General features: G+C 61.7%; 14 protein-coding genes. All 14 read right to left on the reverse strand.

Annotated elements, in window-relative coordinates:
• Positions 1 to 3: 3 nt before the first annotated feature.
• Entirely contained in the window at positions 4 to 897 is an 894-nt protein-coding gene (gene cyoA / locus ACQZ6J_RS22050) for a ubiquinol oxidase subunit II (protein WP_449085628.1), read from the reverse strand.
• Positions 898 to 1,427: 530 nt separating this feature from the next.
• A complete protein-coding gene (locus ACQZ6J_RS22055; protein WP_449085652.1) occupies positions 1,428 to 3,734 on the reverse strand; it encodes an FdhF/YdeP family oxidoreductase in 2,307 nt (768 codons plus the stop codon).
• A 90-nt stretch (positions 3,735 to 3,824) separates the two neighbouring features.
• Positions 3,825 to 5,462, reverse strand: coding sequence for a Na+/H+ antiporter (locus tag ACQZ6J_RS22060; protein WP_163989423.1), 1,638 nt, complete (start codon positions 5,460 to 5,462; stop codon positions 3,825 to 3,827).
• Between the two features lie 119 nt (positions 5,463 to 5,581).
• Positions 5,582 to 6,259 carry an NrsF family protein gene (locus ACQZ6J_RS22065; protein ID WP_449085629.1) on the reverse strand — a complete coding sequence of 226 codons (678 nt, stop codon included), beginning with the start codon at positions 6,257 to 6,259 and terminating at the stop codon, positions 5,582 to 5,584.
• Positions 6,259 to 6,861, reverse strand: coding sequence for a sigma-70 family RNA polymerase sigma factor (locus tag ACQZ6J_RS22070; RefSeq protein ID WP_163989419.1), 603 nt, complete (start codon positions 6,859 to 6,861; stop codon positions 6,259 to 6,261). Before ACQZ6J_RS22070 ends, ACQZ6J_RS22065 begins: the two co-directional genes overlap by 1 nt.
• Positions 6,858 to 7,370: a DoxX family protein gene (locus tag ACQZ6J_RS22075; protein ID WP_449085630.1), complete on the reverse strand. Its 513-nt coding sequence runs from the start codon at positions 7,368 to 7,370 to the stop codon at positions 6,858 to 6,860. Before ACQZ6J_RS22075 ends, ACQZ6J_RS22070 begins: the two co-directional genes overlap by 4 nt.
• On the reverse strand, positions 7,367 to 8,179 hold the full coding sequence (locus ACQZ6J_RS22080; RefSeq protein WP_449085631.1) for an HvfC/BufC N-terminal domain-containing protein: 813 nt from the start codon (positions 8,177 to 8,179) through the stop codon (positions 7,367 to 7,369). Before ACQZ6J_RS22080 ends, ACQZ6J_RS22075 begins: the two co-directional genes overlap by 4 nt.
• A complete protein-coding gene (locus ACQZ6J_RS22085) occupies positions 8,179 to 9,156 on the reverse strand; it encodes a hypothetical protein (protein WP_163989415.1) in 978 nt (325 codons plus the stop codon). The genes ACQZ6J_RS22080 and ACQZ6J_RS22085 overlap by 1 nt, the downstream gene beginning before the upstream one ends.
• A gap of 42 nt (positions 9,157 to 9,198) precedes the next feature.
• On the reverse strand, positions 9,199 to 10,086 hold the full coding sequence (gene bufB / locus ACQZ6J_RS22090; protein ID WP_449085632.1) for an MNIO family bufferin maturase: 888 nt from the start codon (positions 10,084 to 10,086) through the stop codon (positions 9,199 to 9,201).
• 64 nt (positions 10,087 to 10,150) lie between these two features.
• The gene (locus ACQZ6J_RS22095; RefSeq protein WP_163989411.1) at positions 10,151 to 10,483 is read right to left on the reverse strand and encodes a BufA1 family periplasmic bufferin-type metallophore; all 333 of its coding nucleotides are present in this window, start codon (positions 10,481 to 10,483) and stop codon (positions 10,151 to 10,153) included.
• Between the two features lie 156 nt (positions 10,484 to 10,639).
• The gene (locus ACQZ6J_RS22100; protein ID WP_449085633.1) at positions 10,640 to 10,951 is read right to left on the reverse strand and encodes a putative quinol monooxygenase; all 312 of its coding nucleotides are present in this window, start codon (positions 10,949 to 10,951) and stop codon (positions 10,640 to 10,642) included.
• Between the two features lie 396 nt (positions 10,952 to 11,347).
• Positions 11,348 to 12,523, reverse strand: a complete 1,176-nt coding sequence (locus tag ACQZ6J_RS22105) for an ABC transporter permease (RefSeq protein WP_163989408.1) — start codon at positions 12,521 to 12,523, stop codon at positions 11,348 to 11,350.
• On the reverse strand, positions 12,520 to 13,737 hold the full coding sequence (locus tag ACQZ6J_RS22110) for an ABC transporter permease (RefSeq protein ID WP_163989407.1): 1,218 nt from the start codon (positions 13,735 to 13,737) through the stop codon (positions 12,520 to 12,522). Before ACQZ6J_RS22110 ends, ACQZ6J_RS22105 begins: the two co-directional genes overlap by 4 nt.
• 1 nt (position 13,738) lies before the next feature.
• Positions 13,739 to 14,719 (reverse strand): HlyD family secretion protein, encoded by a 981-nt coding sequence (locus ACQZ6J_RS22115; protein ID WP_449085634.1) that lies wholly within the window; start codon positions 14,717 to 14,719, stop codon positions 13,739 to 13,741.
• Between the last annotated feature and the right edge of the window lie 77 nt (positions 14,720 to 14,796).

The following is a 14,796-nucleotide window of genomic DNA, read 5'->3' on the forward strand; positions in this document are numbered from 1 at the left end:
GCGTCACTTACCTCTGCATAGGGGGTCTATTGCGGCCATAAAGGCGGTATCGTTGTCGGAGCGCGGGGTCGTGGATGCCGAAAGCTTCATTCCGACGATGGCGTCGAAAAGGCCGGGATCGATGCTATCGTAGACGGTCGGCGCCACGCGCTGGCTCGGCCTGGCAAGTTCAAGATAGCTTTCGGCATTCAGGGGATGGTTCTTGCCGCGCGCGGCCGAGGCCCAGGCTTCGAACTCCTGCTGCGGAACGGCATCGACAGTAAAGCGCATCGCCGAGAAGCCGTCGCCGCTGAACTGCGCGGACAGTCCGCGAAACTGGCCCGGATGGTCCGCAAGCAGGTTGAGCCGTGTCGTCATTCCCGGCATGGTGTAGATCTGGCTGCCGAGCTGGGGAACGAAGAAATTGTTCATGACGGTGGCCGACGTCAATTTCAGGGAGATCGGCGTGCCCGCCGGCACCACCATGTGGTTGACGCTTGCCACACCCTGTTCGGGGTAGAGAAAGAGCCACTTCCAATCGAGAGAGACGACTTCGATCGTCAGCGTCTTTGCATCGGCCCGGATCGGTCTCGGCGGATCGAGGTCGTGGCTGCCGATCCAGGCGATGCCTCCCAGCAGCAGGATCACCATTGCGGGTATCGACCAGACGACGATCTCTATCTTGCCCGAATAGCTCCAGTCCGGGGCATAGCGTGCCGTGGAATTGGAGGCCCGGTACCACCAGGCGACGCCGAGCGTTGCGACGATGACCGGTATGACGATGGCAAGCATGATGCCGACCGAGTTGAGAAGGATGGTCTTCTCGGCGGCCGTTATCGGACCGTGCGGGTCGAGGACGCCACCTCGCGTACAGCCTGTCGCCAGCAGACAGGCGGCGACCCATGCAGCACGGGCCATCGACCGGCCAATCGCCCGCAGCCCGTCGTTCGAACGCTCATGGCCATACGGCGATAATCTGCGCCGTGACCGTGGAACACTATTCTTGGCAAGATGACGTCTGGATGGCGTTGGCAAGAATATCCCTCCGGTCATGCGCTAGGACACACATCTTTCCCGAGGCGGATTCCCATCCGTCAGAAGGCCTCGCCGGAAATATTGTTGAGCCAGAACTGATGTTCGCCACCAGGGCGACCGCATAATGGGTATGTCCCGTCGCGATGGATTGATAGAAGTTTCATGCGCCGAATTGATCCTGATTGCGCTTGTCGCACATGACCGTGATCTCGCGTGGAAGAATACCGAAGTTACCTCCGGCCGTTTGGTAAGGAAAATCTTACCGGCTTGCGAAGTCAGTGTGGGACTATACGCAGAAGCCCGCCAGATGGCGGGCTTCCGGTAGCGGTGTGAGCAGGCTTGTTCCTTAGGGACAGCCCACCGTCGTGTCCTCGAGCGCTATGCCGGCCAATCGGCGAGGCGCGTTTCCGGTCCTATTGATCGGCGGATTTGACGACGCGGACCGGCACCCCCTTGTAGGCAGGTGTGCCCGACTTCCTGTCATAGTGGCTGAGAGCCACCACGACGTTCAGTTCGGGATAGTAGCCGGCGATCGCACCGGAAGGAATGTCGTATTCGACGGCCGTGAAGCCGCGGGCCGATTTTTGCGGCATGGCAATATCCGCCGGTTCGGCGAGGGCGTGGAGGTCGATCCTGTCGCCTTCCGCAAGCCCCCTTGCAGCAAGGTCGTCGCGGTTCATGAGGACGATGTCGCGGCGCCCGAACACGCCGCGATAGCGATCGTCGAGGCTGTAGACCGTCGTATTGTATTGATCGTGGCTGCGGATCGTCATCAGGACGAGTGCATCGGGTGCGCGCAGCCGGGGGTCTTCATCGATGCCTTGGCAGGTAAGGAAGGTCGCCTTGCCGTTTGCCGTATTCCAGTGCCGCTGCGAGGCGGCGACCGTCAGGCGGAAACCGCCCTTGACGCGCACGCGCGCATTGAAATCCCGAAAGTCCGGAAACACGATCTCGATCTTGTCGCGAATGCGGTCATAATTCGCGACCAGTCCCTCCCAGTCTATTCCGTGGCGCGTGCCCAGCGTTGCCCTGGCGATGCCGGCAATGATGGCAGGCTCCGAGCGCAGCGCCTCGCTGGGTGGCTTCAGGAAGCCGCGCGAGGCATGAACCATGGACATGGAGTCCTCGACCGTCACGACCTGCGGTCCTTCTTTCTGGATGTCCAGGTCGGTGCGGCCCAGGACCGGGAGAATGAGCGAAGTCCTCGCGGTCATCAGATGCGACCTGTTGAGCTTGGTCGAGAGATGGACCGCGAGTTCGAGCTTGCGCATGCCGGCGAAGGTCGCCTCCGGATCGGCCATCGCCACGGCGAAATTGCCGCCGAGCGCAATAAACGCTTTCGAGCGGCCATCTATGATTGCTTCCACGGCTTCGACGGCATTATGCCCCTTTGCATCGGATGGGCGAAAGCCGAAGGCTTTCTCCATTCCATCCAGCAGCGCCTTGTTCGGAATTTCCGTAATGCCGACCGTACGGTCGCCCTGGACGTTGGAATGGCCGCGGATCGGTGCAATCCCTGCTCCCTGCCGGCCGATATTGCCTCGCAGAAGCAGGAGATTGGCAAGCTGCTGCACATTGCTGGTGCCTGTGCGGTGCTGTGTGAGGCCCATGCCATAGCAGGCGATGACGTTCTTGGCGCCGAGATAGACGTCGACGGCGCTTTCGATCGCTTGCCGCGTCAGGCCGGAGATCTTGAGGATCGGCTCCCAATCGGTCGCCTCGGCATCCGCCTTCAACTCTTCGATACCGACGGTATGCTCGGCGATGAAAGCACGGTCGAGTAGGCCTTCCCGGCCTGCCGCGATATCCGCGGCATCCCGCTCGAAGATCGATTTCATCATTCCCTTCAGCACGGCGAGATCGCCGCCCGCCCGAACCTGATGATAGGCCGAAGCAATCGGCGTCGATGAGAATGTCACCATTTCGATCGGATTTTGCGGCGCCGCAAATCGTTCGAGCGCGCGTTCCTTCAGCGGATTGAAGACGACGATCGGTACGCCGCGCCGGGCTGCATCGTGCAGCGTCGTCATCATCCGCGGATGATTGGTCCCCGGATTGTGCCCGAAGCTGAAGATGGCATCGGCATGGTCGAAATCCTCGAGCGTCACGGTCGCCTTGCCGACGCCGATCGATTCCGGCAGGCCGACGCTGGTTGCCTCGTGGCACATGTTCGAGCAGTCGGGAAAATTATTCGTCCCGTAAGCCCGCACGAAAAGCTGATAGAGGAAGGCCGCCTCGTTCGAGGCGCGTCCGGACGTATAGAACTCCGCCATGTTCGGATCGGGCAATGCGTTCAGCTCCTGCCCGATCAAGGCGAAGGCCTCATCCCATTCGATGGGGCGGTAGTGATCCGTTTCGGCCTCGTAGACCATCGGATGGGTGAGGCGCCCCTGATCTTCCAGCTGATGGTCCGACCATGTCCAGAGCTCGGACACGGAATGCTGCTCGAAGAATTCGGGCGGAACCCGTTTTGCCGTGGATTCCCAGGTGATCGCCTTGGCGCCGTTCTCGCAAAATTCGAAGGAAGACGTATGCTTCGGGTCAGGCCATGCACAGCCCGGGCAATCGAAGCCCTCCGGCTGGTTCGCCCTCAGCAGCATGGCGGAACCCTGGGCCACGACCTGTTGATGTTTCAACGTCTTGGCAACGGCTCGCAGAGCGCCCCATCCACCAGCCGGTTCGTTGTAGGTCCTTATGCCCTCGGGGCGGTCTTTTTCCATTGCCATGGCCTCGCTTCTGGTGATGATCCCACCGTTTAAAGGGGATACTGTTTTCGACGGCCGCGCCGGCACGATGCGCCGGAGATGCCGTCACAGAGTGCTGAACCGCGATTCGAGCAGGTCGACTTCGCGGATCAGCTGGCTGGTAAGCTCTTCAGGCAGATTGTTGTCGTGGGCGACCCGATAAAGCTCGGCCCGCTCGGCGCGTATGGCGATCAGGTGCAATTCGCGCTCGATCTCGCTCATGCTTCGCGCGAGGTCGGTATTCGTGCCCGTCTTGATGCGGTTCTCCAGCCTTTGCCGATAGAGCTCCATGACGCGGGCGGCGATCTCCATTTGAAGATCCACGGGCCGCTGGCTGGGCGGCATGTTCTGCAGGCGCTGTTCGATCGCCTCGATTGCCGCGCGGGCGGCGGCAATGCGCGCATCGTCTTCCTCGCGTTGGCGCATCGGTTCCGGCAGCGCCGTCACGCCGGCCAGGACATATGGCAGGCCCAGATTTGCGGCGATCAGAGATACGACGATCACACCGGCGGCGAGGAAGATCGCCAGATCGCGGGCAGGGAAGGGTGAGCCGTCGTTCAACGTCAGAGGCAATGCGAACACGCCGGCCAGCGTGACCGCGCCTCTCACCCCGGCCAGCGAGGCCGCCGCGACCACGCGCCAGGTGGGCGTCTGAAAACGCTCGTCACTGTCCTGCCTGCGAAGAAGCATCAGGCCGAGCGTGCCCCACACCCAGAGCGCCCGCAGCACCAGGAGGGCCAGAACGATAGCGAGAACATAGCCGATCAGCCAGAGTTGCCCGGCATGGTCGGTCTCCTGCACGACGTCGGCAGCCCCGGAAACGATCGTCGGCAACTGCTCTCCAAGCAGCACGAAAATGACGCCGTTGCCCGCAAATTGCAGCGCGTTCCACACGGCGGTGCGCTGGAGGCGCGTCGTGGCCGACGCACGCCCCGCCAGCTCCTCGTAGCTCATGACGATGCCGGAGGCGACCGCGGCGAGAATGCCAGACGCTTCGACGCGTTCGGCAAGGATATATGCGCCGAACGGGATAAGCAGGCTGATCAAAATCTGCGACCCGGTCTCCTCGCCGAAGCGCCGTGATGCCCAATCCTTACCCCGCGTCGCCAGAAAGGCGACGAGCGTGCCGATGCAGATGCCGCCGGTGGCGACCCACAGAAACGCGCCGAAAGCCTGGGTGATGGAAAAATAACCGGTTGCGGCGGCGGCGATGGCAAAACGCATGCACACCAGGCCGGAAGCATCGTTCAGCAGCGATTCCCCTTCCAGAATGTGAACCAGCCGTTTGGCAACGGGTACGCGGGCGACGATGGCCGATACCGCCACGGCGTCCGTCGGCGAAATAGCCGAGGCAAGCGCGAAGGCGACCGCAAGAGGCATGGCCGGAATCATCCAGTGAATGAAGTATCCGGCCCCGATGACCGTGAAGATCACCAGCCCGAATGCAAGCGCGGCAATGGTTCCCTTGTCGCGCAGCAGGCCATCCTTCGGAGTCCGCCAGCCGTCGAGAAACAGCAGCGGCGCCAGGAAGAGCAGGAAGGTGCTGGGATCGAGATGAACTTGGAAATCGAAAACGGAGGCAATCAAGGCGCCGAGGGCGATCTGCACGAACGGCAGCGGCAGGACGAAGGGTGACATGCGCGCCAGAATGCTGCTCGCCACAACGGACGCAATAAGAAGCAAACTGACGGTAAAGGCGTCCAAAGCTCACTCCGTTGATGAAAGACGGTCTTTGCGGATGGCCCGCAGCCACGCATCGCAATTGCGCGCATCGCTGGGAAATCCGAAGAAGTATCTTATGGGCAGGGGGGCGGACATTGTCGTCATCGCTGCCGGTGCCTCGAAAAAACAATGCGCCCGGCATTGCGTCGAGAAATGCTGCGACCGTAGACGGCCGCCGCCAGGACCAGCAGAACCGCCGTTCCCAAATTCCAGCCGAGCACCATGATCGTCGCATCCAGCGGATGAAACATCGAAAGCGCCGAGGAGGCGATACCGGCGACTGCCAGGCTGCCCATCAGCGCCGCCGAAACAGGTCGCAGCAGCACCACATGGCGCAACATGACCACCATCAGCAGGGACAGCGGCACACTCGTGACAACGAGCGTTAGCAAGCAACCGGAAGCAGCCTCCACGGTCACGGCGCCGGGCGGAAGCGCCACCCATCCGGCAAGACACTGGTAGCCGATATTCGACATCCACAGCAGAAGGGGAGGAAGTGGCAAGAATAGCCAGAGGCGAGACTTGTCGGGAAGGCTTATCATGAAGGCTGCGATCGCCGCGAGAATGCCGGTTGCCAGAGAGGACAGCACACCGATCATGAAGCCGGTCTCCGCCATCCGCTCCGCAAACCGGGGCCGAACACCGTGCAGGGCGATGAGCAGGCCCATGAGGGCAGCCGCCACGCACAACCAGAGGGCCGCCCTCAACAACGGCGGCCGAAGCGGCCTGACCGGTGCGATATTGTCTGCGAGAGAGCGGATGAGATCGGCGGTCTCCATCAATGTCCACCACGATCCAGCAGCACCTTGCGAAGGCTCTTCAAGGCGCGGTGGGTGGCCACCTTCAGCGAGGGGATGGACATGCCGCTCTCCGTTGCAGCCTCCCTCAGCGACATTTCCTTCAGTTTGAGCATGCTTATGGCCTGCCGCTGCGCAGGAGGAAGATTGCCGATCGCACCTTCAAGAGGAAGCCTGTTCGCAGTCTCTTCGATATTCTCCGTCGTTGCAACGGCATCGTGTTCCTGCGTCAGCGGAAATTCGTGGGCGCGCTGCCGGCATTGACGGCGCAGCCGGTCGAATGCGCGGCGATTGGCGATGCCCACGAGCCAAGGTCCGAATGGCCGGGATGGGTCATAGGTTTCTCGTACCGAGTGTATGGTCAGCAGAATGTCCTGCACGGTGTCCTCGACATCCCGTGGATCCCGATGATACTTGCCGGCAAGCGAGCGCAGATAGGGCGTGATCTCCTGCAGCAGGCGCAAGTATGAGGCCGCATCGCCGCCTTGAGCGCGCGCCATGAGCATGGTCCAGTCGAATCCGTTGTATCTGTCCGAACGCTCGGCCACGATCAGTTTCGGCCTATCGTCAAGCTCCTCGCTCATGTAGTCCCGCCCTGAACGGTCGAGCGCGAGAAGAAGCGATAGATCAGGTAGTCAAGCGAAAGCACGCCGGGGCCAAGCGCCATGATGGCAAGTGCTATCGCGGCCCAGTAGAGGTGAAAATTCACCCATCCGTCCGGAAACACCAGCTGTATGACACCTGTCATGATGAGCAGCGCGAGAGCTGCGAAGCGCGTGGCAAAGCCGGCGAAAAGAAGTATCGGCAAGGTGATCTCGGCAAGCCCGACCAGATAGGCGACAACATCGGGGGCAGGGAAGCCATAGAGATTGCCGAGAATGTGAAGCTTGAACTGCTCCTCGAACAGATACTGCGTACCGATCGAAAGCGACAGAAAGCCATCCCATCGGGTCAAGCCGGAGCGAAGGAAGGGGAGTGCAAGTGCGATCCGCAGGACCGGTGGAGCGACCGATGAGCCGATCAGACCGATCAGGGCCGCGATGCGAAGGATCAAGCCGCGCAGGCCGCCGGGCGAATATTGAAAGGCCGTCATGATGCTTGCCTCGGCTGGCTGTGTTGAGCAGTTGCGATGTCGAAGGCGATGAAGGCGTGCGCGGTCATCAAACCGGAAAGGCAGCTTGACAGATCGAATCCTCTTTCGTCCGTCATGGCTCGCTTCATGGCCTCCATCATCGTAAATCCCTCGGCCAGGGCCTCGATGAAATCGGCGCCGCCGGGCGGGAGCGATCTGATCTCGACGTTTGTGCCGGAGCGAAGGACGAAGGCATCCTCGCCGCCCGCTTCCATGTCGACTTCCCGAGGCATCGCATCGCCGATGTTCATCTGCCAGATCGTCAGCGCGGGAAAGGCCGAACGCACGATCCGCCAGGAGGGATGAAGCGTGACGCGGAGCTCTGGAAAATCCATTGCGCTGATCTGAGCAAAGGCCGCCGCTTCCAATGGTGCGATGTCAGCCGAATGATAGGCCTCGACCCATGCGCGTTCGATCCGCGCGACGTCGCTCAGATAGGGAAGGCTCGCCACCGGCTCGAAACTTTGGAGGAAGGTCGGAAACCCCTTTCCGTAGTCGAGCATGATGGGTGAGCTTGGCGGCTCGATGGCGACATAGATTCGGCCCATGGCGAGGAAGAATTCCTCGCCTACGATGCGGGCAACCGCCGGAAAGGCGTCCTTCAGCGTCGCGGTGAGGCCGACGACGACGTTGTTGCGATAGACATTGAACCGCTTCCGGCTCGGACGGCCATCCGGGCCGACCAGGCCTTCCGGCACGGATCGCTCCGGATCGAGCAGGGCGCAGGCGAAAGCATGTTGCCTTTCGCCCAGGGACGGCATTGCGGGCATCAGCCATCCCCTCTTGAAACGACGTTCGTCCAGAGGCGACGCAGGCTTTCCAGGCCACCGGCCGTCGAGCTCCACAGCGTCGCGTCACCGACCAGCAGATCGCCGCCGAAAACGCCGGGCCGCGACTGCAGCAAGGCGTCGAAGGTGGATCGTCCGTCGCGTGTGAAAGGATGCGGCGGAGCGGCAAGGTCGATGGATTGGCGAACAAGCACATCCATCTTCCCTGCGGCATCTCCAATGCTCACGAAGTGCGGCAGGTGGGGATGAAGATTGAACGTCGGCACGTCCGAAAGCAGTCCTAGCCGGTCCAGGTCATGCTCGACCTTGATCGGGCTGGGCGATCCATCCGGCTCGGACGCCGGATGCAGCCCGAAGCGGTTTTCGATTGGCAGGCCAAGCCCTGCAAGCAGGGTCCGCGCGAAGCCGCCAAAACGCTGTTGGGGAGGAATGGTGCGATCGCCATGATGGAGGAAATGCTCCGTCTGGATCTCCGTCCGCTCCTCCTGCGCCACATCGTCCACGTCGCCGATGTCGTGATGCGGGCAGACGAAGAGCAGATTGCCGGGTTTTGCCAGGAAGGATCGAACCGCCTCGATCTCCTCGGCGCCTGCCTGCTGATGGGTTCGCAGCGAATCGAAGCTGATGATGATGAGCGTATCGATCGCCTCGAGCGTCTTGTCGTCGATCCGCACGACACTTCCCGCGTCGCCGCCGCGTTCGATCTCCAGTACGGCCTGACCGGTCGTGGCCGCCGCGTGCTCGACGAAGGCGACAAAGTTCTTTTTGAGGATTTGATCGAGGAAGCCTGCAATGCCCTGATCGAATTGTGCGGGGTCGGACAGTTCCTCGAAATGCGGGTAGAGGATCCTGCGGCTTTCGAAGAGCGCCGGAAAGCGGTTCTCGATGATTTCCAGGGGAGCGGCAGTTTCGCTTGCCCGATCCCAGGCGTAGTAGACGCCAATCCTGTGGCTGGTCATGTGTAAACCCTCGCGAATGATAATGGTCCGGATCGGCCTGAACTACTCGGCTGCAGCCTGGCGGTTTGCACTGGCTGCTTCCTGCATCAGCAGCTCCGCGCGCGCAGCCTCCGCCGCAAGCACGGGCCAATCCGGAAGATCTGTGTCCCACTCGATCAACGTCGGGAGCGGGCCGGCGCGGCTGACGACATGCGAATACAGGTCCCAAACGAGATCGTCGACGCGCCGGTCATGAGTGTCGATGAGCAGGGGCCGATCGTCGTCGTCGGCCTCTGTTGCGTGCCCCGCCAGATGAATTTCCCGGACGTGAGCAAGCGGGAAGGAATTGACGTAGTCGAGAGCGTTCCAAAGCTGGTTCGTGCACGAGACATGGACGTTGTTGACATCGAGCAGCAGGCCGCAACCGGTGCGCCGAACGACCTCGGCAATGAAATCGACTTCGGAATAGGTGCTTTCAGAGAAAGCAAGATAGGTGGACGGATTTTCGAGCAGCATCTGGCGGCCGAGGGCTTCCTGGACCTCGTCGATATGGTCGGCGACGCGGCCGAGCGTCTCCGCCGTGTAGGGCACCGGCAAAAGATCGTTCAGGAAGCCTGCGTCGTGCGTCGACCAGGCGAGATGCTCGGAAAACAGCGAAGGCTTGTATCGGTCGATCAGGGTCTTCAGCCGCCGGAGATGATCCTTGTCCAGCGGCCGGTCGGCGCCGATGGAAAGACCGACGCCATGGAGCGAGAGGGGATAGCGCTCCCGGATTGCCGCAAGATACCGGTGCGGCGGTCCGCCTGCTCCCATGTAATTTTCGGCATGGACCTCGAAGAAGCCGATGTCAGGCAGGGTCTCGATGATGTGGCGGTAATGTTCCGCCTTGAGTCCGACGCCGGCGCGTGCCGGCATGTCGAGTTCAAAGAGGGAACCAGAGGGTTTTTGCATGGATCCATACCTGATTGCAGATACGATGCGACCGGCCGCGCCGAAACGCGGCCGGTCTTCCGGATCAAGCCTTGGGGGTAAGGCTGCCCGGGCCGTTTGGCGTGGACATCGTCGTGCAGGTGCCCTTGGGAACGAGCTTGAAGGCATTGCCCTGGTAGTCGGCAGTGCTCGTGCCTGCGCAGGTGGTGCCGGCGCCGGCGTAGCAATCGTTCTGACCCTTCAGGGCCGTGCCGAAGCAGGGCTCGACCTTGCCCGACTTGACGAGGGCGGTGTGTTCGGCCTGGATCTTCTTTTGCGCTGCCGTGAATTCCTCGGCGCTTGCCGGAGCAGTGGAAAGAGCACCGATGGCGCTGGCAAAAGCACCGACGACAAGCGTAGACAACATGCGATTAGACATTGCTATTCTCCGATTTATGAGGATGGTCCAGAAGACTGCTCGGTCGCCTGGGGCGGCGATATCCGCCTAATGTGAAGTTCGGTCCGGCGCCTGAAAGGTTACCTCTCGACAGAAGGGCAGCGTAATTTCGAGCAACGGACATCGCTGATAAATTCCTTAGTCGGCTATTGTCTTTTGTGCGCTCACCGTGGAGGGATGAATGCCCGGCGCATCCGCCAGAAGGGGAGGAACCGTGGCGAAGATCAGCTTTGCGGCCTCGCCGTTGAAATGAGCGTCCCGGCTCTTCTGGTCGGCGAAGAGATCGACCAGAAAAACCGTGTCCGGATCCGCCTCCGAGCGCAGCACGAGCCAGGTCGTCGTACCTGCCTCCCGTTCGACATGGGGTAGCGCGTTCGAAATCAGACGCGCGACCTCCTCGCCGTATCCCGCCTTTGCCTTGAATGAAACAACCGCAGCCGGTGTCGCCATATCCTCCCGCCTTTCTTTTCGTTGCTGATGCGATGGAAACGAAATCGAAGCCAAAGCGGCCGCGATCAATCCGTTCGATTGAGCGGCTTTCCACGGCATTAACTGCCAAACTTGACAGGCTGTATTGAACGGCGTTGCCCGGCGTGGTTTCCGATTGCTGTTGGAACGTGAGGCGGCCATCTAGCGCGATCGCCGATTTCCGACGCGGCAATTCGATCGTCTTCCCATCTGTCGAGGACCTGGTTCAAGGCAGGCGGCGGCATGGTAGACGCGTCAAAACACGGCTTGCCGATCAGCTCCGCGAACTGCGACAAAAGCCAAAGGTGCTCCCCGGCAATGCCTGGAAAAGCGATAGGGCAAAACGGCCCCGGGGATTCCGGGTGGAGCTGATAGTCTCTAAGACGCCTCGGGCAGGGGATCGGTTTCCTGTCCCTTCCGCGAGCGATAGGATTCCAACAGTATCGCGATACCTGCGTAGACCGCCGCGAGTATCCACAACGTCGCGAGCGGCAGACGCATGATCGACAGCGGTGCTCCAAGCTGTGAGACTTCGACGATGCCATTGATCGCGGTGGTGCTCGGCAGCAGAATCGTCAGCGTCTTCAGAGGTTCCGGAATGGCTTCCGTCGGCCAGGAGAAGCCCGCCAGGAACAGGAAGGGCAGGCCGGCTGCCGCAAACACCAGCTGAACCGCGAGCGGACTGCGGATCAGGCGCGAGATCGCAATGCCGAGGGCGCCTACCGCCAACACGAAAGGCAGCGAAATCATGATGACCGCCCAAAGCGAGCCGAGGCGCGGGATGCCGTAGAGATAGGGAAGAACGATGAGATAGAAAGGCACGACGAAGGCTTCCACCACGAGATAGGCAAGCATCTTGCCGAGCACGAGCGAGACCGGTCCCGCCGATGCGCTGGCCCGATCCGCAGCGAGGCGGCCGTCTCGTATCGTACCCAGCAGGCCGACGCCGATCAGCAAAGTCTGCTGCAGGATCAGGACGAATGCCGCGGGCAGGATGTAGGTCGCATATCCGCCTTGAGGATTGAAAAGCGCGACTGCCGTCAGCGGCATCGGATTGGAGGCGGCAACGGCCAGCGCCGGGTCCACGTTCATGGCGATCAGCCTTGCCGTTTCCACTTCCGCGCCGAAGGTCTTGGCGACAGCGGTCACCGCTCCGGAGATACGCTGGTAAATGAGGAAATAGCTGGCATCCGCATAAAGGGCGAGCGGCGATTGCCGCCCATGCAGCAGATCGCGCTCGAAATGCTGGGGAATGACGACAATCCCGAAGAGCTGGCGCCGATAGACCTCGCGTTCGGCGCTTGCCTCGTCCGGCAGCACGGCTGCGACGGCAACGTCGCTCGAAGCATCGATCAGCCGGGCGAGCTGCCGGCTGCTGTCGGTGCCGTCGAGGTCGACCAGGGCGATCGGTACGTCGCGCAGCGCCTCGTTGCGATAGGGCTGGGGATAGTAAAGCGCATAGATGAGGGGACCGAGGATGAGCACGCTCAACACAGGCCGCAGTGCCAGCACGCGCTTAAGTTCGATGCGCAAGACCGCAAGCAAGCTTTTCATGGAGCAACCTTCCGTGCGGCGAGATCCGGCATTGGTTGCGCCGCATTACGGGAACGCATGATCTCCAGTCTCAGCGCCGTCAGGCCGGCCAGCGCCACGACGAAGATTGCAAGCACCAGAATCGGTCGCCAGGAAAGATCGGCAGGCGTGCCGCGGATCGTCTGGTCGATGCGCGCCATGAGATACCAGGTGCCGGGAATGAGTTGACCCCAGTGATAGGCAAAGACATTCATGCCGAGGCGCGGAAACCCGATGCCCATATATCCGAAGGACGGTGCGAAAATAAGCGTGCCGATGCTGATCGCGCTTGCCATCGGCCGGAGCAGCAGGGCTAGAAGCACGCCAAAAAACTGGTTCGCGAGGATGAAGAGCACGCCGGCAATGAGCAGTATCCAGTTCTGGCCACGCAACGGCATCCCCAGTAGGCCGAACAGCACGGCATCGGAGATGCCGAGCACGACGAGGAACAGCAGCGTATACGGCAGGACCTTGCCGGCGATGGCCGGCCACAATCCGCCGCCGAGCCTCCTGAGAATGCGGAAGCGATGGCGGGTTTCGGCATCGAGCCCGATCGTATAGGACATGGTGGTGACGATCACGACCTGCAACACGCTCGGCAGCAACGCCGCCAGCAGGAAATGCGCGTAGTTCAGCGTTGGATTGAACAAGGGATTCACCTGCACCGGTATCGGTGCCAGATCGGCTTCGGCAACGTCGACCGGCTGCCCCTCGGCCGTGCGCAGCGCCAGCCGGATGCCGGCCTCGACCGACGGCACTGCGGCGCTGACGCCGCGCAGAGTGAGATTTCCGGTTGTCAGCGTCTGCGTGTTGTAGAAGAAAACGACTTCCGGTCTGCGCCCGGCAAAGACGTCGCGCTCGAGATTGCGCGGCAGGAACAGCAATCCGTGCACCTTGCCTGCGAGAATGAGCGCGCGACCCTCGGTAAGATCGGCGACGCGCACGGCCACCGCCGTATCGGGCGTGGCATCGACGGTCCGAATAATCTGCCGCGAAAGATTGCTGCCATCCTGGTCGAGCACCGCAATGGGCAGTCGCGTCGCAAGTCCGGCGCTGAACACCACCGCCAGCAGCCCCATCAGCAGCAGCGGCAGTCCTGTCGCAAGGAAGAACAGGAAAGGCCGCCGGTAGAAGAGGCCGAACTCGCGTCGAAACACCAGCACGAAACCGGGGCGCAGGCGGCCACGCGGCATCATCTTAACGCTCCTCGAAGGGCCAGGAGGCAATGACGCTCATGCCCGGGCGCAATCCTTCCGGCAGGACGACCGGTTCGGCCCGCACCTCGAAGGTGCGAAGATCAAAGTCGCCGGTGGCGCGCGTTGCCCGCCAGGTGGCATATTGTCCCTGAGCGTTGATGACGGTCACCTTGACCTGCAGCTTGTCCTGCTTGAGCGCCGGCACGGAGACGTTGAAGACATCGCCAACTTTCAGGCCGTTCAGCAAATCCTCACGAAGATTGAAGGTGAACCACGGGTGGTCGATGTCGATGATCGAAAACAGCGGAGCGCCGGCCGAGAAGTTTTCGCCGAGCTCGGCCACGCGTGTCGTGACCTGGCCGGAGATCGGAGCGCGGATCGTCAGTTCGCTCACATCCACCTGCTGCTGGTTCAGGGATGCCCTGGCCTGTTCGACCCTTGTGGCCGCGAGGGCCTTTTCTTCCTTGCTGGCGCCGGCGACGACCAGCCGCAAATTGGCTTCCGCCGCTTCCTTCTGGCGGATTGCCGCCTCGAGATTGCGGGCGGTCTGATCGACGAGTGCCTGTGTGGAAGCCCCGGTGCTGATCAGCTTCGCCTGGCGGCTGGTCTCTTCCTGATAGAGCGTGACATCGGCATCGGCCGCTGCCAGCTGCGCTTTCGAAGCATCGATGGTTTCCGGACGGGTGCTGTTGACGCGGATGAGATCGGCCTGAGACACGGCCAATGCAGCGTCCGCCATATGCAGCGATGCCGTCAGCTGCGGGCTTTCCAGCTCGGCGATCACGTCACCCTGCTTGACCACGTCGCCCACATCGGCATTGAGCTTTGCCACGCGCCCTGGAACGCGCGGGCTGATATCGACGCGGTTCGTCGACACCTCGCCCTGCACGACCAGCGGCGGCGGCCGGGTTGCAAACCACAAGAGAACACACAGGGCTACAACAAGGCCCAGCCCTACTATTGCACGGATCGCCGTCTTCATCGCCCTTTGACAAACCTCTTCATGTTTTCTGCATCTCTCAGCGTCGATGGTACCTGATCGGAAATAAGTCTTCGCGC

It is taken from the genome of Rhizobium sp. A37_96 (genome assembly GCF_053521765.1).